Source organism: Marinobacter sp. KMM 10035, assembly GCF_046537445.1.
GTDB lineage: Bacteria > Pseudomonadota > Gammaproteobacteria > Pseudomonadales > Oleiphilaceae > Marinobacter > Marinobacter sediminicola.
The window spans coordinates 1,948,369-1,969,504 of the sequence record NZ_JBBVMG010000001.1; the positions used below are offsets into that span (position 1 = coordinate 1,948,369).

General features: G+C 55.1%; 17 protein-coding genes. 9 read left to right on the forward strand and 8 right to left on the reverse strand.

Annotated elements, in window-relative coordinates:
* Positions 1-63: 63 nt before the first annotated feature.
* From AADB16_RS08785 to AADB16_RS08810, 6 genes are read right to left on the reverse strand one after another with little or no spacing between them, the layout of a single operon-like run.
* Positions 64-1,809: a BatD family protein gene (locus tag AADB16_RS08785; RefSeq protein ID WP_410802716.1), complete on the reverse strand. Its 1,746-nt coding sequence runs from the start codon at positions 1,807-1,809 to the stop codon at positions 64-66.
* Positions 1,803-3,611 (reverse strand): VWA domain-containing protein, encoded by a 1,809-nt coding sequence (locus AADB16_RS08790; protein ID WP_410802718.1) that lies wholly within the window; start codon positions 3,609-3,611, stop codon positions 1,803-1,805. Before AADB16_RS08790 ends, AADB16_RS08785 begins: the two co-directional genes overlap by 7 nt.
* Positions 3,604-4,632 (reverse strand): vWA domain-containing protein, encoded by a 1,029-nt coding sequence (locus AADB16_RS08795; protein ID WP_410802720.1) that lies wholly within the window; start codon positions 4,630-4,632, stop codon positions 3,604-3,606. The genes AADB16_RS08790 and AADB16_RS08795 overlap by 8 nt, the downstream gene beginning before the upstream one ends.
* Positions 4,626-5,096: a DUF4381 domain-containing protein gene (locus AADB16_RS08800; protein ID WP_410802722.1), complete on the reverse strand. Its 471-nt coding sequence runs from the start codon at positions 5,094-5,096 to the stop codon at positions 4,626-4,628. The genes AADB16_RS08795 and AADB16_RS08800 overlap by 7 nt, the downstream gene beginning before the upstream one ends.
* Complete coding sequence (locus tag AADB16_RS08805; RefSeq protein ID WP_410802724.1) at positions 5,093-6,025, reverse strand: DUF58 domain-containing protein; 933 nt, start codon at positions 6,023-6,025, stop codon at positions 5,093-5,095. The genes AADB16_RS08800 and AADB16_RS08805 overlap by 4 nt, the downstream gene beginning before the upstream one ends.
* Positions 6,026-6,033: 8 nt before the next feature.
* Positions 6,034-6,996, reverse strand: coding sequence for an AAA family ATPase (locus tag AADB16_RS08810; protein ID WP_309043083.1), 963 nt, complete (start codon positions 6,994-6,996; stop codon positions 6,034-6,036).
* Positions 6,997-7,126: 130 nt separating this feature from the next.
* Between AADB16_RS08810 and AADB16_RS08815 the strand changes: the two genes are divergently transcribed.
* The 4 genes from AADB16_RS08815 (at position 7,127) to AADB16_RS08830 (ending at position 15,208) form a co-directional block, all read left to right on the forward strand.
* Positions 7,127-11,998, forward strand: coding sequence for an NAD-glutamate dehydrogenase (locus tag AADB16_RS08815; RefSeq protein ID WP_410802726.1), 4,872 nt, complete (start codon positions 7,127-7,129; stop codon positions 11,996-11,998).
* Between the two features lie 100 nt (positions 11,999-12,098).
* On the forward strand, positions 12,099-12,779 hold the full coding sequence (can, locus tag AADB16_RS08820; protein WP_410802728.1) for a carbonate dehydratase: 681 nt from the start codon (positions 12,099-12,101) through the stop codon (positions 12,777-12,779).
* Positions 12,780-12,809: 30 nt separating this feature from the next.
* Positions 12,810-13,874 (forward strand): methyltransferase, encoded by a 1,065-nt coding sequence (locus AADB16_RS08825; RefSeq protein WP_410802730.1) that lies wholly within the window; start codon positions 12,810-12,812, stop codon positions 13,872-13,874.
* 191 nt (positions 13,875-14,065) lie between these two features.
* A complete protein-coding gene (locus AADB16_RS08830; protein WP_410802732.1) occupies positions 14,066-15,208 on the forward strand; it encodes a class I SAM-dependent methyltransferase in 1,143 nt (380 codons plus the stop codon).
* An 11-nt stretch (positions 15,209-15,219) separates the two neighbouring features.
* Here the strand turns inward: AADB16_RS08830 and AADB16_RS08835 are convergent, their stop codons facing one another.
* Entirely contained in the window at positions 15,220-15,840 is a 621-nt protein-coding gene (locus tag AADB16_RS08835) for a riboflavin synthase subunit alpha (protein ID WP_309043089.1), read from the reverse strand.
* 226 nt (positions 15,841-16,066) lie between these two features.
* On the opposite strand from AADB16_RS08835, the gene AADB16_RS08840 reads away from it, so the two are divergent.
* The 5 genes from AADB16_RS08840 to AADB16_RS08860 all read left to right on the forward strand — a co-directional run bounded on the left by AADB16_RS08840 (position 16,067) and on the right by AADB16_RS08860 (position 20,377).
* On the forward strand, positions 16,067-16,972 hold the full coding sequence (locus AADB16_RS08840; RefSeq protein ID WP_410802734.1) for a hypothetical protein: 906 nt from the start codon (positions 16,067-16,069) through the stop codon (positions 16,970-16,972).
* A gap of 60 nt (positions 16,973-17,032) precedes the next feature.
* Positions 17,033-17,710 carry a TetR/AcrR family transcriptional regulator gene (locus tag AADB16_RS08845; RefSeq protein ID WP_309043092.1) on the forward strand — a complete coding sequence of 226 codons (678 nt, stop codon included), beginning with the start codon at positions 17,033-17,035 and terminating at the stop codon, positions 17,708-17,710.
* A gap of 91 nt (positions 17,711-17,801) precedes the next feature.
* A complete protein-coding gene (locus AADB16_RS08850) occupies positions 17,802-18,266 on the forward strand; it encodes a L,D-transpeptidase (protein WP_309043473.1) in 465 nt (154 codons plus the stop codon).
* A gap of 33 nt (positions 18,267-18,299) precedes the next feature.
* Positions 18,300-19,595 carry a mechanosensitive ion channel family protein gene (locus AADB16_RS08855; RefSeq protein ID WP_309043093.1) on the forward strand — a complete coding sequence of 432 codons (1,296 nt, stop codon included), beginning with the start codon at positions 18,300-18,302 and terminating at the stop codon, positions 19,593-19,595.
* Entirely contained in the window at positions 19,595-20,377 is a 783-nt protein-coding gene (locus tag AADB16_RS08860; protein WP_410802736.1) for an S-methyl-5'-thioinosine phosphorylase, read from the forward strand. The genes AADB16_RS08855 and AADB16_RS08860 overlap by 1 nt, the downstream gene beginning before the upstream one ends.
* On the opposite strand, the gene AADB16_RS08865 is transcribed toward AADB16_RS08860, so the two are convergent.
* Complete coding sequence (locus AADB16_RS08865; protein ID WP_410802738.1) at positions 20,352-21,116, reverse strand: CsiV family protein; 765 nt, start codon at positions 21,114-21,116, stop codon at positions 20,352-20,354. The two genes, AADB16_RS08860 and AADB16_RS08865, sit on opposite strands and share 26 nt — an antisense overlap.
* Positions 21,117-21,136 lie beyond the last annotated feature (20 nt).

Sequence of the window (21,136 nt, forward strand, 5' to 3'; positions counted from 1 at the left end):
TGAGCCGGCAGGTGTCGGCCCAGCGAGTATTCAGACTGTTTCGAGTAGTCGCTACGCTGGCCCTTACACTGAAAGGCTGTTTGGGTAGAGTGGTGGCAAGCCGGATTCCTGGTTTGATCTGTTTCTCTGTTGCCTTGCGTGCCTGAGGGCTGTAACCAGCTGCTCCCCATCCCACTGTTCACTGTTGTTACCATCACCGGAACGATCACGGCTGAACAGGTGTGCCTGCAGTGCGTTCAACTCCTTGTCCAGATCCGGTGCTGAAACTACCCGGAAAACGTCACCGGCAGAGCGGAAGTCGTGTCCTGGCCAGCGTAAATTTGACCAGTGTACAAACAGCCCGGGAGTAGATGCCCGGCCATCCTTTGCCGAATTGAGCATCTGCTCAAACGCATCGCGTTCATTTCCACTTTCCTCAGAATCGGTATTGGCAGGCGTATCGGCAGTCATTCTGTGGGTTCGCCACCAGGCCAACATCGTCAGAATCCATATACCCGCAAGCGCAAGACTGACCCACTGCCAAAATGTGTTATTCGTTGCTGCACCGGTGCTGCCATGTCGATCTTCACCACCAGTGGCGGGTGGTGAACCTTGGCCTCCGGCAGGAGTTCCAGCAACAGCCGTTGCGGCTTCAGAGGCGGTAACGTTAAGGGTTTGCGCGGGGATAACAGCCACTCTCTCGCTGTCTGATTCTGTATCCCACCAGGGAATTCGCACCGCCGGGAGGGTCAGTTTGCCCGATTCCACGGGAACCAGCGCGCTGGTTTGGGTTAGAGTCGAAACAATTCCATCAGGCCCCACGCTGGTGTTTCGTTGAGGCTCTTCCGGATATCGACGAAGCCCATCTGGCATAGAGTCGGGTAAGGGTGGTAGCGCTTCTGACGGCAGCCCTGTGGCTTGCAGGCTTAGTGTGCGGGTGAGATTGTCACCGGTCTTCAGGTTCAGTGTGGGTGGCATGCCTGCCTCTCTCAGAGTGAGGCTGGCGGCCGGTAACCAGGTTGAGCCGCTGAATTCTGCTGGAACATCTTTTACGGGCACTTCAAACAATGAGGCACTGTCCCGGAGGAACCGGAGAGAGCCGTCGGCATCTCTGGCCTGGCCTTCAAAACGAATCGGGGGTAGGTTCATTACGCCGGGCTTTTGTGGAAACAGGGCATAGCGCCGCTCCACAACCCGATAGCGTACGCCGTCGCGGTCGCTGGAATATTCCCGTTGTTTGCCCAGACTTTCGATGATCGCATTGGGATGCTGTGGATCGGATAGTTCACCACGAATAAGATTGCCCCGGAAGTACAGCCTCACCGTCAGGATCAGTTGCTCCTGTACATAGACTTCGGCTTTATCAGCCGTCAGCTCAATGAAACTGCCCCGGTTTGGGCCGGCCTGATCTGGAGGTGTGCCGTCAACAACCTCGATCGTCACCGGCTTCGATTTGGAATCTTTAAAACTCAGTGGGGGGATGGTGAGTTTTCCGGTTGATTTGGGTGCAAGCTGGTAGGTCCAGGTTATTTCACCCACCATGTCGTTGTTTACGGTGCGAATGCTGTAGCGCTGGTTGCGGGCCAGTATTTCAAAATCACCTTCCACCTTTTCGATATCCGGAGAGGGTAGGTTCGATAGGTCAAAATCGAACAGGTTGCTCAGGCTGATATCAATCTCTGTGCTGCCCTTTACGGTAAGCGTCAGCACTTCGCCTTCGTAAAGCCGGGTTCGGTCTGGCTCGACGCTCAGTTCGCCGGCGTGTGCTCCAAGCCCGAATACCATAAGCACTGCCAGCCGAATTGCCGGGAGAATCATCCGTTTTACCATGGTGTGTCGCCCTCATCAGATGGTGTCTGACGCTCCTGATACTGTTGCAGGAATTTTCGTTGTAAAAGCCCGCCCGGGTTGTCTGGGACCCGCCGCAGGGATTGCTCCTGGCTTTGGGTCAGGGGTGTTTCAGAAGTAGGGGCGGGTGTTTCGACTTCCTGATCGCCGGGCTCTGTCTCCGTAGCCTGATCGCTTGAGCTCTGGTTTTCTGATGCGTCGCCCGGTTGTTGCTTGCCAGATTCCTCCTGATTTCCGTTCTGCTCTTGTTCTTCGCTTCCGCTTTCAGAAGATTCAGGTTCCCGGCCCGAGTTCTGCGGCTGATCCTGATTTTCGCTGTCACCGGATGAACCGGAAGGGTTCCCCTGTTGCTGACCGTCGTTCTGGCTGGAATCTGACGAGTTCTGATCGTCCTTACCCTGGTCCTGACTGGATTGCTTCTCTTGCTGTTCGAGCAGATCCTCTACAATCTGGCGGTTTACCTGCGCATCTTCCATGCCTGGTTTGCGCGCCAATGCGCTGTCGTATGCCTCAATAGCCTCTTTTAGCTTACCGGCCCGGGCGAGAGCGTTACCACGGTTGTAATCCCCGAGGGTGCTATCTACCCCGGCGAATGCTTTGACTGCTTCCTCAAAGCGCTCCGCCCTGTAAAGAGCAGAGCCACGCCATTCCGGAGATTTGAGCATCCTGGCCGCTTCAGTTGGATCTTCCCGGATCAACTCTGCTGCGCGTTGATCCTCCCGCTGCCACAGGCTGCCCCAATCCATCGCTTGGGCTGGTTGCGGCAGAGCGGGTAGAAGAATCAGTGCCATGGCGGTAAAGGCACCACGGCGCCAGCCTAGTAATAGCAACGGCAAAGCCAGCCACAACAGCCAGTAGCCGTCGTCCTGCCAACGGTTTACCGTGAGCCCGGTGCTGGAATCCTGCCACTCGTCGGATTCAACGGGGCTGAGATGCAGGGCCGCTATGTCGCTGTCATCCAGTGTCAGTTCATGGCTGCTCCCCCCGTTGTTTCGGGCGAGTTCCGCGAGCATGTCCGGGTCGGTGCGTGTTATGACAATGTTGCCGTTATCGCGGATAAAGCCCCGCCGGGCCAGTGGAATGGGGCCGCCATCGCGGGTGCCCGCCGCCAGAGTGCTTAGTGTGTAATTGGTGCCCTTCAGCGCAGTGCGAATAGGCTCGCGGTAGCGGTCTGGAACCTCGTCGGTAATCAACAGAATGCGGCCCATGCCCGGAGCACCTTGCTCCAAAAGCGCGCGGGCTTTGGCAATCGCAAGATCCGATCGGTTGCCCTGAACCGGCATGATGACGGGGTCGAGTACGTTGAGCATACCAATGACTGTGTTGCTGTCGTCGGTCAGGGGCGTGACTATGTGGGCATCCCCGGAGTAAACAAGCAGCCCGGTGAGACTGCCTTCCCGAACAGCAAGAATGTCGCGGATTTTGCGTTTTGCCCGGGTAAGGCGATCCGGTTCCAGATCGGTGGCCAGCATGGATAGCGACAAGTCGAGCACAATTACGAGGCTATCTCCCGGCTTTTTCAGGGGCGTCGGCGCCTCACGCCAGGCCGGCCCCGCGAGGGCAATTGTGAGGATAACCAGTGCGCTAATTGCAGGTAGGAGTTTTGATTTCCCCTTGCCTTCCGGGCCGCCATAACGTCGGATCACCGGAGCCAAAAGCTGCTCCGGAATCAGGCCTGACCAGCCACTGTCACCCGAGCCTCGGCGCGTCAAAGCGATGTACAGCAACGGCACAAGGAGCAGCAGCAGAAGCCAGAGAGGGCGGATAAAGTGGAAGTCAGCCATGGGTCACACCTCCTTCCGTAGTCTGCCGAGCCCGGCCCCGCCAACTCGTAACGCGCCTGAACATAAAGAGGCCAAGCCAGAGGGCGACCGCCATGCCCGCAGGCCAGAAAAAGAGATCGGTAACCGGACGGTAGGTTTTGCCGTCCAGCTCAATGGGCTCAAGCTGGTTGATGGTTTCGTAAATCAACTCCAGCTCGGGCAGGCTACGGGCACGAAAGTATTCGCCACCGGTCTGCTGTGCCATGCGCGTTAGCAGATTTTCGTCCAGATCTCTTGAAGGGTTTACCCGGCGGGAGCCAAGCAAGCCGCGTCGGATCATCGACTCGGCACCAATACCGATTGTATAGAGGCGAACGCCTGCAGCCGCTGCAATTTCTGTTGCTTTGTCGGGTGTGATTTGGCCGGCTGTGTTGGCGCCATCTGTAAGCAGCACAACCACTCGTTGCTGCTGGGGGCGCTCTCTAAGGCGTTTCGTAGCCAGGCCGACGGCATCCCCAATAGCGGTTGCGCGCCCGGCCATACCGATGCCCGATTCCTGCAAAAGTATCTCGAGGGTTTCCAGGTCAAAGGTCAAAGGCGCCTGAACATAGGGCTCCGTGCCAAACAGTATCAGGCCCAGCCTGTCTCCTTCACGGCGGGCAATAAAGTCGTTCAGCACTCTTTTAACGGCCTGTAAGCGATTAATGCTGCGGCCCTGAATGATCATGTCCTGCTCTTCCATACTGGGCGAAATGTCCACCACCAGCATAAGGTCGCGCCCGGACACGGGCATCTGCACCTGCTCACCGACATGCTGCGGCCGTGCCAGTGCCAACACCAGTAGCGCCCAGGCCAGAAACAGCACCAAGGTTTGCCAGCGGGGCACGCCATTGCCCTGTCGAGTAACCCCCGGCAACTCCGAGAGCCAATGCCCGATAGGGAAAACCGGGGCGTCTACTGTGTGGGTGGCGGGTTTCTTCCATTGCAACAGTAGGGGCACCAGAATGAGTAGCAGTGCCCAGGGGTAGGTGAGGCTCAGCATTTTTGCGCGTCCAGCCAGATGCGGGCGAATTCCATAGCCTGTGCGGGTTCGGCGGTCGGCTCTGGTTGCCAGGCACTGTTTATCAAAGCGTCGACCACAGGGCGATGAGCTATTCGGTCTTCAGGAAGATGGCGAATCAGGCATTCCGCCCATTGTTCGCCAGTCTGGGCTTCAGGATTTTCGTTTGGATAACGCGCCCGCGCCACACGCTTGAGCAGCGCATTGAGTTCCGTGAACCACTGTGACTCTTTAACAGCCGAGCGCTCCAGAATAGCCAGCTCCGCCTTTGCAAGCCTCAGCCAGCGGTTTCGGCGGTGGCGGCGAATGACCGCCCAGATCAAAGCTGCCACAGCAATAAGCAGGAGAACGCCAAGAATCCACCAACCCGGCGCCGGTGGCCAGAAGCCGCCGGCTATTGGCAGGTGAATATCGCGCAGTTGGCTCAGGGGATCGTCGGGCGTCATCCGATTCTCCCTCCCGGCCCGAGTATGGATTTAAGACTCACAGCAGGTGATTCATGGGTTGAAACATTAGAAGCCCATACGCCCGATAAACGGAAACACTCTTTAAGCCTGGCCTCGTGGTGAGTGATCTTTTCACGCCAGGCCTGCTGAAAGCTGCTATTGGATGCATCAAACCAGACCGGGCCTTCCGCACCGGCAACTGCAAAACGCCCGCTTTGGGGCAGTTCCAGCTCCAGGGGGTCCACAACTCGCAAGGCGCTGACGCTATTATGGCGAGCCAGGGCGCCGAGCAGTGCCGGGGTGCTGTCCGAGATGCCAAGGAAATCGCTGATCACGAAGATCCGGCTACCGGTATGGGCAACACGCCGGGCTTCCGCGAGCGCGGTATCGAGGGAGGTTTCTGATGCGGCGTTTTCTATGGATGTGTGCTGTTGGCTGGCGAGGGTGTCCAGCAATCCTAATACGGATTTTTTTCGCCGGGCCGGGCGTTGAACGTTCAAGGTGCTGCCATTGAATACAATGCCGCCTACCTGATCACCCGCCATAAGTGCCAGCCAGGCAAGAATGGCCGCAAGCTGAGCGCAGCGAACCTGCTTGAAGGCTCCAGTGCTGGCGAAGAACAGGGTGGGGCCCAGATCGCATATCAGCAGCACCGGGCGTTCCCGCTCTTCCTCGTACAGCTTGGTGTGAGGTGCCTGGCGACGGGCGGTTACACGCCAGTCAATACTGCGGATATCATCGCCCGGCTGGTAAAGCCGCACCTCCGAAAAGGCCATTCCACGACCACGCTGCGCCGAGCGCTGGAGCCCGGCCTGGCGCGCTCTTGCTGGGCGCGCTGAAGGCAGCTTCAAAGCCCGGGCATCTGCTTGCAGGCGAATAAGTGCCTGCAAGCTTACGCGGGTCGTTGCATCACTGGCGCGTACATCCATGGCCAGCCTCAGGAGCTCACGGGCACGCGGTCAATCAGGCGCTGTATCACTGTGTCTGCCGTTACGCCTTCCGCCTCGGCTTCAAAGGTCAGCAGGATTCGGTGTCTGAGCACATCGAAGGCAACCGCCCGAATATCGTCCGGAGTTACATAATCCCTGCCGTTGAGCCACGCGATGGCACGGGAGCAACGGTCGAGCGCAATGGTGCCTCGGGGGCTGGCGCCAAACGCCGTCCAGCGGCCAAGTTCCGGGTCCAGGACACCGGAATCTCTGGTGGCCAGCACCAGGGCAAGAAGGTACTGCTCAACCGATTCCGCCATATAGATGTCGGCAACCTCAGCCCGGGCTTCGAAAACCTGGTCTGCGGTCAGTCGAACTTCAGCGGCAGCTTGGCCCTGACGGTAGTCGTTTCTGGCCAGATGAAGAATGGCTTGCTCGGCCTGAGCTGATGGGTATCCGATCACCACGTGCATAAGGAACCGATCAAGCTGGGCTTCGGGCAGCGGGTAAGTGCCTTCCTGCTCGATGGGGTTCTGGGTTGCCATCACCATGAACAGGCGATCAAGGGGGAAGGTGCGCATGCCCACGCTGACCTGGCGCTCGCCCATGGCCTCAAGCAGGGCAGACTGTACTTTTGCTGGAGCCCGGTTGATTTCGTCTGCCAGTACCAGGTTGTGGAAAATTGGCCCGCGCTGGAATTCAAATAGCCCGGTTTCTGCCCGATAGATCTCGCTGCCGGTCACGTCAGATGGCAACAAATCCGGGGTGAACTGAATGCGATGGAAGTCCCCCGTGAGATGGTCTGCAAGGGCTTTTATTGCGGTGGTTTTCGCCAGCCCCGGAGCGCCTTCTACCAGAAGGTGTCCATCCGCAAGCAATGCAATAAGAAGACGGTCAACCAGCTTTTCCTGACCTATGATCCTTTTGGCTAACTGTGCCCGTAGTTCACCGAACGTATGCTGTAACGACATAGGAAGTGATTGCTCTCGTGCGTAAGTAGTTGCCGCAGTTTTGGTGTCTGTGCGGCAAAAATCAAGGGTTTGACTATGCTTATCTCACGATATCCCTATTACGTTTATTTCACACTATCTGAGGTCGCCCATGAATGCGCTGACAGTGGCAAGCAAAGATCAGTTTTTCGAACTTTTGGCTGAGGAGTTTTCCAAGAAGCTTGCCAAAGCCGAAGCCAAGAAAATCAGCGAATTTGTAAAGCAACATTACGCCCATATTCCTCTGGACGAACTTCTTGAACGGCGTCTCTCAGATACCTACGGGGCAGCAATGGCGGCCTGGCAGTTTATGCAGAAGCGTGGGGCCGAAGAAGCGCCAGTGGCAGTATTCAACCCGGATCTGGAAAGCGACGGCTGGCAGTCAACTCATACCGTTGTGTTTATTTTGCACCCCAATATTCCGTTTCTGATTGATTCCCTGCGTATCGCGATTAACCAGCGGGAAATTGCGACTCACTCTATTCAGCACTCCATTCTTAATCTGGAGCGGGATAAGTCAGGAAACCTCGAAAACTTGCTGGCGACCAAGAAATCCGATTTGGGCTCTGCCTATGAGGCATTCATCGTTCTGGAAATTGCCCGGCACAACAATCCCGAGGATCTTAAAGATCTGGAGCAGGTTCTTCGGGCGGTTCTCCACGAAGTGAGTATCGCCGTCTCGGATTTCCCGGTGGTTACCGATAAGGTCAAGCAGATAATTAAAGAGCTTGATAGCACTACAGCAATCATTAGCAATGAGCAGAAGGAAGAAGCGCAAGCGTTCCTGAAATGGCTGGTAAGCGATCACTTTACTTTTCTTGGCTACGACGAGTATGACTTTGCCAAGGAAAAATCAGGCATGGTGGTTCGCAGGATTGAAAATTCCGAGCTGGGAATCCTCCGTGTAAATAACGAGCGACCGGAACAGGTTCGTCTTAACGAACTGCCCCAGCGCACGCGCCACGAGATGACGCGGGCTGACGATATTTTCATTTTCGCAAAATCTGCTCAGCGCTCACGTGTTCACCGCCCCGCCTATCCGGACTATATCGCCGTAAAGAAATTCAATAAAAAGGGGGAGGTGGTTGGCGAGCGCCGCTTCCTGGGCCTGTATACGTCTCGTGCTTATAACGAACGGCCAGATGAGATTCCGCTGCTCAAACGCAAATTTCAGAGTGTGATGACACGCTCCGGGTTCTTGAAGGCAGATTACGCAGGTAAAGAGCTTGAGCAGATTCTTACCCTTTATCCCCGGGACGAGCTGTTCCAGATTGCTGAAGATGAACTGCTGATAGTGGCGAAGAATATCCTGTATATACAGGAGCGCCATCGCATTGAGCTATTTATGCGTGAAGATGTTTACGGACAGTTCGTTACCTGCCTTGCATTTTTCCCTCGGGATATTTACAACACCGAGCTTCGTTTGAAGGTGGAGCAGGTACTGCTTGACCAGCTTGGGGCTGAAGATATCGAGTTTGTGACGCATTTTTCCGAATCTGTGCTGGCTCGAGTGCAGTTCACCATCCGTGTTCCCCAGGTTGAAAATCGTAAATTGCCGCTGGCTGAAATCCGGGAGAAGGTCATTGAATTGGCTCAGTCCTGGCGAGATGGTTTGTCTGGTGCGCTCAGTGAAACCTTTGGGGAAGAGCAAGGTAATGAGCTGCATCGCCTGTGGGCGAATGGCTTTCCGGCAAGCTACACCGAGATGTTCTCGCCGCGTCGCGCCGCCATTGACCTTGAACATATAGCGGCAGCTTCTACCGGTAATGGCCTTACAATGAGTTTTTACCGGGCACTGGAAGAGGACGAAAGCACCTTGCACTTCAAGCTGTTTTATCCTGACCAGCCCCTGCCTTTATCCGACGTAATGCCCATTTTTGACAACCTGGGTTTCCGTGTTCTGGGTGAGCATCCGTTCGAAGTGACCGATCGGAACAATAAAACCGTGTGGATTCACGATTTCACCCTATATGCCCACGGTGGCAAGGCGGTGGATATCCACCGGATACGGCCCATCTTCGAGGAGTTGTTCCATCGGGTGTGGTACGGCGAAGCGGAGAGCGATGCCTTCAACCGTATGCTCATCACGTCTTACATGAGCTGGCGGGAAATTGCCCTGTTGCGCACCTATGCGCGTTATATGCGGCAGATCCGCTTTTCTAATAGTCAGACCTTTATTTCCAATACTTTGGTGAATCATGTTGAGCTCACACGGATTCTGCTGGAGTACTTTGAGGTGCGCTTCAACCCGGATCGCTTCCAGAGTGAGGTGAAGTGCCAGGCGGCTCAGCAGAAGCTGGAAATCGAATTCAATGCCGGGCTCGATGAGGTGGCTAACCTCAGTGAAGACCGTGTGCTCCGTCTTTATCTCGAATTGATGCAGGCTACGTTGCGCACCAACTACTACCAAGTGGACGAAGCTGGCCAGCCCAAGCCCTATATCAGTGTGAAATTTGATCCCTCCGGAATTTCAGACATGCCACTGCCGGTGCCTGTGTACGAGATATTTGTGTACTCGCCGCGTGTTGAGGGCGTTCACCTGCGTGGTGGCAAGGTTGCCCGGGGCGGATTGCGTTGGTCAGATCGTTTTGAAGATTACCGCACGGAAGTGCTTGGTCTGGTGAAGGCTCAGCAGGTAAAGAACGCAGTGATTGTGCCAGTGGGTGCCAAAGGTGGCTTTGTTGCCAAGCGCCTGCCCGATTCATCGGATCGTGAAGCGTTCCAAGCCGAAGGCGTTGCAGCCTATAAAACGTTTATCCGTGGCTTGCTCGATATTACCGACAATCTGATCGATGCCAGGATCCAGCCACCGGAGCGGGTGGTCAGACACGATTCGGACGATCATTATCTGGTTGTTGCCGCTGACAAAGGCACTGCCACGTTCTCTGATATTGCGAACGGCCTGGCAGCGGAATACAACTTCTGGATGGCCGATGCATTTGCCTCGGGCGGCAGCAATGGCTACGACCACAAGAAAATGGGCATCACGGCGCGGGGAGCCTGGGTGTCTGTGGAGCGTCACTTCCGTGAGCTGGGCATTAACCCGGCGGAGGATGAGTTTACCGCCATTGGCATTGGCGACATGGCCGGAGACGTATTTGGTAATGGCATGTTGAACTCTGAGAAAACCCGCCTGGTGGCAGCGTTTAACCACATCCACATTTTCGTGGACCCGACACCCGATGCGGCCAAGAGCTACAAAGAGCGTAAGCGCCTGTTCGAGAAGCCCCGCTCAGCCTGGACGGATTACGATACAAAGCTGATCTCGAAAGGCGGTGGGGTATTTAATCGCAATGCGAAATCCATAGCGATTAGCCCGGAAATCAAGAAGCTGCTGGACATCAGTTCCGACCGTGTACCTCCGAACATGCTGATTTCGCACATCCTCAAGGCTCGGGTCGATTTACTCTGGGTTGGAGGGATTGGCACCTATGTTAAGGGCAGTGTCGAGTCCAACAGCGATGTGGGAGACAAGGGCAACGATGGCGTGCGCATCAATGGAGACGATGTGCGCTGCAAGATTATAGGTGAGGGCGGCAACCTGGGTATGACCCAGCTTGGGCGCATCGAATATGCGTTGAGTGGCGGGCGGTTGAATACAGACTTTATCGATAACTCGGGTGGAGTAGATTGCTCGGACCACGAAGTTAACATGAAGATCCTGCTCAACCGTGCGGTAGCAATGGGAGATCTTACCTTCAAACAGCGCAACGTCATGCTGGAAGAGATGACAGACGATGTGACCGCGTTGGTTCTCAAGAACAACTATCGGCAAACCCAGGCCATCAGTATTGCCAACGAGGACGCAGCCACGCGCCTTGAGGAATACCGCAGGCTGATGAACACCTTTGAAAGCGAAGGCAAGCTGAACCGGAGCCTGGAGTTCCTGCCTGATGACGACACCCTGTCTGAGCGCAAACTGAACAATAAAGGGCTGACCCGGCCAGAGCTGTCGGTTCTTATTTCCTATGTGAAAGGCGATCTGAAGCAGACGCTCATTGACAGCAACTTGCCAGATAACCCGTTGCTTGCCCGTGAAATGTACAAAGTGTTCCCCAGGGATATGAACCAGAAGTTCTCCAAGGAACTGGGTGAACACCAGCTGCGTCGGGAGATTATTGCGACACAGATTGCCAACGATATGGTAAACCACATGGGCATCACGTTTGTGGAACGGTTGAACCAGTCTACCGGAGCAGATGCTGCGTCCATTGCGTTGGCATGGCTGATCACCCGGGATGTTTTCCGGATTGATAACTGGTGGGACAAGATTGAAGCGCTCGATTTCCACATTCCGGCTCAGCTGCAGATGAAATTGATGCAGGATCTGATGCGCCTTATGCGCCGCTCTGTGCGCTGGTTGTTGCGTAATCGTCGCGCGGAATTGAGCATTCAAAGCCACATGGAGCGCTTTGCCGACAGTGTTTGGGCGATCACGTCCGGCTTGCCGGAGTATCTGGGCGAGTATGCCAGCAGCGAGTGGGCAAAACGTAACGAAGCGCTCGTAGGTGAAGGGGTGCCGGCGGAACTGGCATCTGTGTTGTCTGGCACCAGTTACCTGTACTCATCCCTTGGCATTATCGAGGCTCAGGAAACCACTGGCATGCCGCTTAAAACCGTCGCCAACCTCTACTACGAGTTGGGCGACAGGCTCGACCTGAACTGGTTTGCCACGGCCATTGCAGGCCTCAAGCCTGGCTCTCATTGGCAGGCTCTGGCGAGGGAAAGCTTCCGGGAAGATCTGGATTGGCAGCAGCGGGCATTGACCATCGGAGTCCTTCGTCTGGCTGGAACGCCGGAGGATGTGTCTGCTTCTGTAGACGCGTGGCTGCAGCGGCATGAGACGTTGATTGAGCGCTGGAAAAGCATGCTTCAGGAGCTCAAGGGCGTAAGGGAGCCCGAGTACGCGATGTTTTCTGTAGCACTGCGGGAATTGCTGGATCTGGCGCAGAGTACGCTGCACCAATCACAAGGCGAGAGCTAGCTCGAAAGGCTGTTAAACATGACTCAAATAAACTGAGTGTTGCGTTGAAGCCGTGATTCCCGTTCAATCACCATCGGGAATCACGAAACGGAGTCTGTTAATGGGTCAACTTGACCATCTTCTTGAAAAAAACCGGGCTTGGGCTGACGCTATCAGAGCCGATGATCCGCAGTTTTTTCATCGCTTGTCGAATCAGCAGGCCCCTGAGTATCTCTGGATTGGTTGCGCCGATAGTCGAGTGCCTGCCAACCAGATAGTGGACATGCCACCGGGCGAGCTCTTTGTGCATCGGAATGTTGCTAACGTCGTCGTTCATACCGATTTCAACTGTCTGTCAGTGTTGCAGTTCGCCGTCGAGGTGTTGAAGGTCAAGCACGTGCTTGTGGTCGGCCATTACGGCTGCGGCGGCATCAAAACAGCTCTACGCAATGAGGGCTTTGGTCTCATTGGTAACTGGCTTAGGCATGTGCAGGATATTCGGGATCGTCATCAGTCTGTACTCAGTGCCTGTAGTAACGAGAATGATCAGGCTGATCGGCTGTGTGAACTGAATGTTATTGAGCAGGTTGGGCATGTGTGCCAGAACAGCATTGTTCAGGAAGCCTGGAAGCGCGGCCAACGGCTGAACGTTCACGGCTTCGTATATGATCTGGCAGACGGCATACTCCGGGATATGGGCCTATCTGTTTCCGGGGCTCAGGACTGGGAACAGATCAAGCAGAACAGTCTGGACGAGCTGGTCTTGCGCCCTGTGCGCTCTGGCCGACAGAAACAAGTCTAGTATTCACCGCAAAACGGCATCACCCAATTCATGCAGAGTATAACTGGCTCCGGCTTACCTAATTCCCACCAGGCGCTGCTTAAAAACCAGCACCTGTTGTCCGGCCGGCTGGCTTTGTTAGGTGTCTCATCGGCACATTTGCTGCCAGCCCTTCCTTTTAGCGGCCTTGCCATGAGCGAGCACGCGGGTGTTTTCCGCGCGCTGGAGCGCCATGATGGCTGGCAAGCTGCCTTTGGTTATGACGATCCGGTGCTGGCTGACAGCAGCTATGACAGCATCGTGGTGTTTTTGCCCAAAGCCCGTGCCGAGTTGGAAATGCGCCTTGCGTTGGCCCGTTCTCTGGCGGCAGGCAATGCACGATTGATATTGGTCGGCGAGAAAAAAGAAGGCATAGCGGGTGCCATCAAACAGCTTAAAGCGGTTGCGCCCCAGGCATCAAAGGCAGACAGCGCACGCCATTGTCAGGTCTGGAGTGCAGAATCGGTTGAGCCGGTTCCCGGATTTCGCGCTCAGGACTGGTTGAGCTGGAGCACCGTTGAATGTTCAGGAATCTCCATTGAGGTGGCCGGATTACCCGGGATATTCAGTCAGGATGGCCTCGACAATGGAACACGCATGCTGCTGGAAACTCTGGCAGAACAGCCAGTGCGGGCAGACAGGCTGCTCGATTTTGCCTGTGGTGCAGGTGTTATTGGTGCCTGGATTCAAGCCTGGCAGGCCGCGAGGCAAGTTCCGGTTGCCAGTATCGATGGTGTGGATGTCCAATCGCAGGCAGTTATCTGCGCAAGGGAAACCTACCAGCGCAACCGTTCCGATGGCACCATTTTCGCCTCTGATGGCCTGGCTGGGATTGACGGCCTCTGGCCCGGGGTAATCAGTAACCCTCCCTTCCATACCGGTGTAAAAACCGACACCTCCATGACAGAGCAGTTTCTTCAGGATGTGAAGCGGCATTTGCAGCTGGGTGGTGAATTGCGGTTGGTGGCCAACAGTTTTCTGCCCTACGAAGCGTTGATCAAGCGGCACATAGGTCGAGTTGAGCGCCTGCGCGAAGATGGGCGCTTCACTGTTTACCGTGCTTTCCGGGGGCAATAACGAAAAAAGCCCCTGGGGTGAGGGGCAAAGGGTTCGCTTCCCAAAAAATGGAGCTAACCGAGAATGTGTTTAAGACAAACCCTCGTGCTGAGGGTCTTCTTAAAAGTGAACAAAATAAACAATAGGGTTATTTTCTAGAGTAATCAGCCTAAAATGGCGTGTTTTACACGAATCCCCTCTGGATGCCTGATATGACAACCGCAGTGCTGGACTTTCCTGGTGGTAGCCTGACCCTCAGCCGCCCTGGCACGGATGATCCGAGCCTGCGAGCCTGGAGCTCTGCTGACGAATTGCTGCTACAGGAGGCGTTTGGGCGTTTGGCCATTGCGCCTGATTCGCGGGTGTTGGTTATTGATGATCAATACGGTGCCTTGACGTTAGGTTTGTCTCCATTCTCTCCGGATTCGGTAGCTGATAGCGCTCAACTTCGCTCTGCATTGGTGTTGAATGCAGCCCTGAACCCCGATTGTACTGTTCCAGAGCAGGTGTTCAGCTGGATGCAGCCACCCGTTAATACCTATGATCTGATTCTGCTGAAGATTCCCCGTGAAGCCGACTATCTGGATTGGCTGCTGCGTTGGGCCAATGGTGCGCTTAAGCAACACGGGGTCATACTGGCGGCAGGAATGATCAAGCATCTTCCTGATCGCAGTGTGGATGTTTTTGCCAGAACGGTGAATGTTGAGAAGGTAGGCAGGGCGGTAAAGAAAGCTCGGCTGATTACCTGCAGCGAAGGCGAGGTCAGGCTGGATAATTGGCATGGCACCTGGAAGGGCTATGAGCTGGAAGCGCAGAGTGTTCGCGTCGATGCCATGCCAGCGGTATTTGCTCGGGAGAAGCTGGATATAGGCACTCGGCTGATGCTGCCCCATCTGAAGCCCGCTCTTGAATCCTGCCCGCCGGGTGCCCGTGTACTGGATCTTGCGTGCGGGAATGGCATTCTTGGGCTGAGTGTGTTGGCGGGCCGGGCAGATATTGAAATGACCTTCAGTGACGTATCCAGCCAAGCTGTCATGAGTGCTCGCTGTAACGTAAGCACTGCCTTTCCGGATGCCAAGACGACATTCCTGCACGCAGATGGCGTTGCCGGCGATCGGGGTTCATTTGATCGCATTCTGCTGAATCCGCCCTTTCATGAAGGCGGTGTGGTGGGAGACCATATCGCCTTGAGGTTGTTTGAGCAGGCGGCGCAGAACCTGTCTGATACTGGCCGTTTGGTCATCGTAGGAAATCGGCACTTGGGATATCACAAAAGCCTGCGCCGATACTTTCCCCAAGTGCGTCAGCTCGACGCTAACCCCAAATTTGTTGTCTTCGAAGCCTGCCGCGGCTGAGCGACGGGTTTTTACCTTGGTGAGGCCGGCCGGTCATACCCCAGACGCGCAAGCGTATCCACGATGGTTTGTGTTTGACTGTCGATCTCGATATTTACCGTCATGCCTTCTTCTATTTCACCAAAGGTGGTGGCCCGCAGGGTTTCAGGTATCAGGTGCACGTTGAACCGGTTGCCGTCGACCTCACCGATGGTCAGGCTTGCACCGTTGATGGCGATATAGCCTTTCGGGAAAATGTAACCTGCCCATTGATCCGGAACTTCAAACCACAGGGTTACATTGTTTTCAGGCCGTAGAATCTCGACGACGTTTGCCGTTGTGTGTATGTGCCCTGAGAGCAGGTGCCCACCGATCTCATCCCCGATACGCGCGGCTCGTTCAAAGTTGACCAATTGCCCAGACACCAGGTTGCCGAGCGTTGTCAGCCTGAGAGTTTCCTGCATGGCATCAAAAAACAGCGTGTTGCCAGATTGCTTGGTAACCGTGAGGCAAGTCCCGTTGATTGCCACGGAGGCCCCAATGGTGACGCCCTCTGCGCTGTTATCTGGCAAGCGGATAGCGAAGGTGCTTAGCCCGGTTGCTGCGGTAACCTCTTCCACAACAGCAATACCTTGAACAATACCTGTGAACATAGCAGACCTCATTGGCGAGCGGAGTGCGGCATAGGAGGGGAAGGATAACGACCGAGGTTGCTATTGCCAAGCTTGAGGGCTTTTGACGAAATGCTTCTGCCTGAATAGGTGCGTGCAAAACACGTGACTCAAGATATACCGAGCACTGTCGATACCCTCTAATAAGACCGGCCCTAATAAGACCTGCCGCTTGAGGGAGGCTCTTTAACGCATTGGATAAATTGTGATGGCTCAGAATCAGACCGTGACAAAGGCGCAAACCGGAACAGCTCAGGGAGCTGTATTAAGACCCGGGCGTGCGGCTGACCCTGTACCGGAGAAAGTGGCGTTGGCTGCAAGCCAGAATAACCCGAAAAATGTTGCTGCCGCGGCTCGAAACCTTAGCCATGGCACCGTCGGGGACGGTAGTAATGAAAACCTCCGTGAAAGTAGGGAGCAACCAGACGAAGAACAGGGCAGTAGTACTGAAGCCCCTGAGGCAACTGAGCCTGTGCTGGCGGAATCACGCCAGCGAAAGCTAAGGCTAATGCTGCGCCAGTGTGATCGTGTATTGCTGATGGATTTTGAGTTGCTGGCGATGAGTGATTGGCCTGATAATTTCAGGGTTGCGACGGCGCGTCGGAACCGGGATTTGTGGGTATTCAGTGCGCTGGTGGCGGCAGTTGTGTTCCTCAGTGGGCTGACAGGCTTTGTGCCTGCTTGGGTTGCGGGCGGCGGGTTTGGCGCCTTTGTTATTATTGTGCTGCTGGGAATTCCGGTGGTTCGTCGCGTGTATACACCGGCACCTTCATACCTGGATTTGCTGCTCAAGCGTCAGCGCCTGATGCGTGATGCGCGAAAGCACGCAGAACACCTTGAAGGCAACGAGGGGTTGATCTGGCAGTGTGCCCGCATGGCAGACTATAACCCCGCTCTGAAAAACACACGGTTCAGCAACCTTTTGCGTCTGTCAGAACAGAAAGCGCTACCTCGGGCGCTGTCCCGGCGTGAGCATGTGAGGCTCTACCTGATTTATCTGCTTGAAGCGGAGAAGGCGTATAGTCGGGTTCAGGCCGCATTTTTGGAGGGCAACCAGAAAGCAATAGACGAAGGCTGGCAGGCAGCCGTGGCACAGCCCGAGGACAGAACTTGACATAAATGTGCTTCAAACGTATGTTTCAAACAGACGTTTGCTAGAGGCACTGAAAACAAAATGGCCCAGTCAGATACTGTTGACCGAATTCTGGATGCTGCAGAAGAGCTGTTCGCTGAGCGTGGTTTTTCAGAGACGTCTCTGCGCATGATAACCAGCAAGGCAAAAGTAAACCTTGCAGCTGTTAATTACCATTTTGGCTCCAAAAATGCACTGATACACGCTGTTTTTGGCCGCTTTCTCACCCCATTCTCCGCAACGCTTGAAAAAGCATTTGATGAGCTTGAGGTGCGGTGCGACGGCAAGCCACCTACCCTGAATCAAACCCTGTGGGTTCTCACAGAGAGCGCCGTGCGCATGCCTCAGCGCAATGAAAAGGGCATTTCAATCTTTATGCGCCTGCTCGGGCTTGCGTACACTCAGTCGCAAGGGCATTTGCGTAAATTCCTGGAGCAGGAATACAGTGAGCCTTTCAGCCGTTTCATGCGGCTTCTGAAAGAAGCAACTCCCCAACTTTCTGCCGTAGATCGATACTGGCGCATTCAGTTTATGCTGGGTGCAACGGCCTTTACCATGTCCAGTAGCGATGCGTTACAGGACATTTTGCGCAACAAGCTGGGTGTGGACACTACGGTTCAGGAGATTGCTGCGCGCCTGGTACCCTTCCTCGCCGCCGGCATGCAAGCCCAGGATGCCGTGCTGACTCCCCCTGCTGAAAGCAAGATCCCGGTTGCCTGAGCTGCACCCTCTCGGTTAGGCTTCCCTCTGAATTCCAGAGGGAGCCAACACCGTTGTGAGCCACCACAACCGCAATGCCTGTTCGATTGACATCTGCCTGGACGACCAGATCCTTACGCTGCGTGATGAGCACGGCTCCGCCATTGCCCGTTACCCGGTGTCTACCGCCCTTAATGGTGCGGGCGAGCAAGATGGTAGCGGTTGCACCCCGAGGGGGGAGCACTACATCCGTGCCATGATTGGTGCCGGATTGCCTCCTGATACAGTTTTCCGTGCCCGCCGTCCTACCGGGGAAATCTACAGCGCGGAGTTGGCGGCTGCCAACCCTGCCAGAGATTGGATCCTGACCCGTATTCTCTGGCTATGTGGCTTGGAGTCAGGCAAGAATCGTGGTGCTGGTGTTGATACCTTTCGCCGCTTTATATACATACATGGTACCCCTGATACCGAGCCCATGGGGTTGGCGTTGTCTCATGGCTGTATCCGTATGCGCAGTGCGGATGTGGTTGAGCTGTTTGGCTGTGCCCATGCGGGTATGCCGGTTACTATCCGTTGAACCCGGATTAACAAAACTGATTAGAGGATTCCGATGATCGGAGAAATGATGTCCACGCTTAATGGCTGGATCGAGAACTTTGGTGTCCTGTCTGAGGCATGGCGCGTGAGCATTGTGGTGTTTGCGTTAGTGTTTGGTACGGCCACGATTGCCTATGTTGCCAGCCATATCATCGGAGCTCTGGAAAACAGGTTCGCCAAAACCAACAATATCTGGGATGACGCCCTGTTGCATGCCGCTCGTGCACCGGTAGTCGCATTTGTATGGTTACAGGGGATCTACTGGGCTGCAGAGGTGGCGCATCACTATTCGTCAGCAGAGATATTCAAGGCCAACGGGATCCTGCTGCAGGTCGGCTTCATTTTTATCTTCGTCTGGGTTTTGCTCAGATTGATCAAAGAGTTGGAGAACATAGTTGTCTCTCCGGTAAAAATGAAAAAGCCGATGGATTACACCACGGTTAACGCCATCAGCAAGCTTTCCCGGGCGGTCGTTATTATTACAGCCGTGCTGATCAGCTTGCAGTCTTTGGGCTATAGCCTTTCAGGTGTGCTTGCCTTTGGTGGTGTGGGCGGTATTGCTGTGGGTTTTGCGGCGAAGGATCTGTTGGCAAACTTCTTCGGGGGCTTTATCGTCCATCTCGACAGGCCTTTCAAGGTTGGAGACTGGATACGCTCTCCCGATCGTACAATCGAGGGTACGGTCGAGCACATAGGTTGGAGGGTAACCACCATCCGAACGTTCGATAAGCGGCCTCTGTATGTTCCCAATGCCACGTTCACAACCATCGCAGTAGAAAATCCCTCGCGAATGACCAACCGGCGCATCTCCGAAACTATCGGTATCCGTTATGCCGATGTCAGCCAAATGGCTACTATCGTTTCAGATATCCGCTCAATGCTTGAAAAGCATGAAGACATTGACAGCAAGCAAACGTTGATTGTCAACTTTTTGGCGTTTAGTCATTCATCCCTGGATATTATGGTTTACGCCTTCACGAAAACCACCCAGTGGGTTCGTTTTCACGAAGTTAAACAGGATGTGCTCCTGAAAATCAGTGATGTTATCGAGGGTCATGGTGGCCAGGTAGCCTTCCCGACACAAACCATACATTTTGGCGATGACCGTTTGCCTGCGCAGGCTGGCAAAGACCAGGACGGAAAACGTGAAAGTGATGAGGCGGGTGACGAAAATCCTGAGGATACCAGCAATGCCGCTAGCTCTTCGCAAAACACACGCACACGTAGCAAGCGCGATCGCAGTCGCCGTCACGATACCCAAGCCGGTGATGAGGGTGAGCAATCCCTGGATGCAGGAGATGGAGACTGATGTCTGACGGTAGTGGAGTAGTAGGCATTATTGGTGGCACAGGCCTGACAACCCTTGCAGGCCTGACGATCACGGGGACACGATCTCTTGAGACGCCTTGGGGAGCTCCGTCATCTGTGCTGACTGACGGACTCCTTGATGGCCAGCCTGTGGTGTTTTTGTCCAGACACGGCAATCCTCACAGGATTCCGCCCCATGAAGTGAACTACCGGGCCAATATAAAAGCACTATACGACGCGGGTGTCCGCACTGTTATCGGAGTGAATGCGGTCGGCGGGATACATCCGGATATGGGGCCGGCCTGCGTGGTTATCCCTGACCAGATTATTGATTACACCTGGGGCAGGGCCGGGACCTTTTTTGAGGGCGATCTGGAGCATGTCACTCACATCGATTTTACCTGGCCATACGACCGGGAAGCCCGGGACATAATGATGCAAGCCGCATCAGCACAGGGAGTGCCATTTGCCGGGTTTGGTGTTTATGGTGCAACTCAGGGCCCAAGGTTGGAAACGGCCGCTGAAATACGGCGCATGGAGCGGGATGGGTGTGATCTGGTTGGAATGACCGGTATGCCTGAAGCGGCCTTGGCGGCTGAACTGGGTATGCGCTATGTGTGTTTGGGCCTGGTGGTTAACTGGGCGGCCGGGAAGTCAGACCACATTATTACCATGGCTGAGATCGAAGCGGCCATCGAACAGGGAATGTCGGGTGTCAGACGCATTCTTGAAGTGTCGATGGCTGGCCTTGGTAAGCTTAGGGTGTTGCCTCAATCTTCTTGAAGAACACAAGAACGCCGATAGTGGGGGAGTCCAGAAAATGGATTTCTTCACTTCGCATCCTGCGAGTTTCACGAATCCAGGTAAGCAGTTCCAACGGTATGTCTGGCTGAACTTCCAAGCCTGTGCCTGCCGCAACCGGTATGGCGCCCGTTTCCGCACCCTCGGGCAGATTGTTTTCGCTTTTGGTTTCGTCCGCCCTGACCGCTTCGGTTGCAGGAGCGGCAATCTTCCCTTGCTGCCAATGGTTCAAATGAACCGCAACGTGGAGGTAGCGCTGCCTGTCGATGGTAATGTGCCCTTCGATTGCTCTCTGGCCAGCCTGTTCCAGCCATTCTCCTATCTCAACTCGTAGAGGTTGGCCTTTATAGTCTGGCGGGAAAGCTTCGTACCAGCCCGCCGCCATGAGTACCCGATAGCGGCCACTGTTTTCAAGTCGGTTTGCCGCGTTGCCCAGGTGAAGTTGGGTGCGGTTTGCGAGTTTTAGGGATGAGCTGCTGGCGCCGCCTGCAGCCACGCTGTAAAGGGTTTTACCAGTGTCCACCGGCGCTTCGACTTTGCGAGTGGCCATGCGCTCATTTACTGCGCCCGGGTCGATGATGCGTTCCAGGATCACGAACTCTGCCCGGTAATAGTCGTTGGGCGTTTGCTGGGCATGGCTTGCCAGAGAAGTTGCTGCCAGAACGGCCGTCAGTAGTGTGTGTGCCCAAAGCCGGCACAAGCGATTACCATCAGTCTGCAAGAGAATGCTCCAGTTTTGTT

Coding starts and splice junctions, on each gene's coding strand:
- AADB16_RS08860 (WP_410802736.1), top strand. CDS start 19,595: ATGTCTGACGGTAGTGGAGTAGTAGGCATTATTGGTGGCACAGGCCTG.
- AADB16_RS08830 (WP_410802732.1), top strand. CDS start 14,066: ATGACAACCGCAGTGCTGGACTTTCCTGGTGGTAGCCTGACCCTCAGC.
- AADB16_RS08795 (WP_410802720.1), bottom strand. CDS start 4,632: ATGCTGAGCCTCACCTACCCCTGGGCACTGCTACTCATTCTGGTGCCC.
- AADB16_RS08790 (WP_410802718.1), bottom strand. CDS start 3,611: ATGGCTGACTTCCACTTTATCCGCCCTCTCTGGCTTCTGCTGCTGCTC.
- AADB16_RS08845 (WP_309043092.1), top strand. CDS start 17,033: ATGGCCCAGTCAGATACTGTTGACCGAATTCTGGATGCTGCAGAAGAG.
- AADB16_RS08825 (WP_410802730.1), top strand. CDS start 12,810: ATGCAGAGTATAACTGGCTCCGGCTTACCTAATTCCCACCAGGCGCTG.
- AADB16_RS08805 (WP_410802724.1), bottom strand. CDS start 6,025: ATGGATGTACGCGCCAGTGATGCAACGACCCGCGTAAGCTTGCAGGCA.
- can (WP_410802728.1), top strand. CDS start 12,099: ATGGGTCAACTTGACCATCTTCTTGAAAAAAACCGGGCTTGGGCTGAC.
- AADB16_RS08815 (WP_410802726.1), top strand. CDS start 7,127: ATGAATGCGCTGACAGTGGCAAGCAAAGATCAGTTTTTCGAACTTTTG.
- AADB16_RS08810 (WP_309043083.1), bottom strand. CDS start 6,996: ATGTCGTTACAGCATACGTTCGGTGAACTACGGGCACAGTTAGCCAAA.
- AADB16_RS08785 (WP_410802716.1), bottom strand. CDS start 1,809: ATGGTAAAACGGATGATTCTCCCGGCAATTCGGCTGGCAGTGCTTATG.
- AADB16_RS08835 (WP_309043089.1), bottom strand. CDS start 15,840: ATGTTCACAGGTATTGTTCAAGGTATTGCTGTTGTGGAAGAGGTTACC.
- AADB16_RS08840 (WP_410802734.1), top strand. CDS start 16,067: ATGGCTCAGAATCAGACCGTGACAAAGGCGCAAACCGGAACAGCTCAG.
- AADB16_RS08800 (WP_410802722.1), bottom strand. CDS start 5,096: ATGACGCCCGACGATCCCCTGAGCCAACTGCGCGATATTCACCTGCCA.
- AADB16_RS08855 (WP_309043093.1), top strand. CDS start 18,300: ATGATCGGAGAAATGATGTCCACGCTTAATGGCTGGATCGAGAACTTT.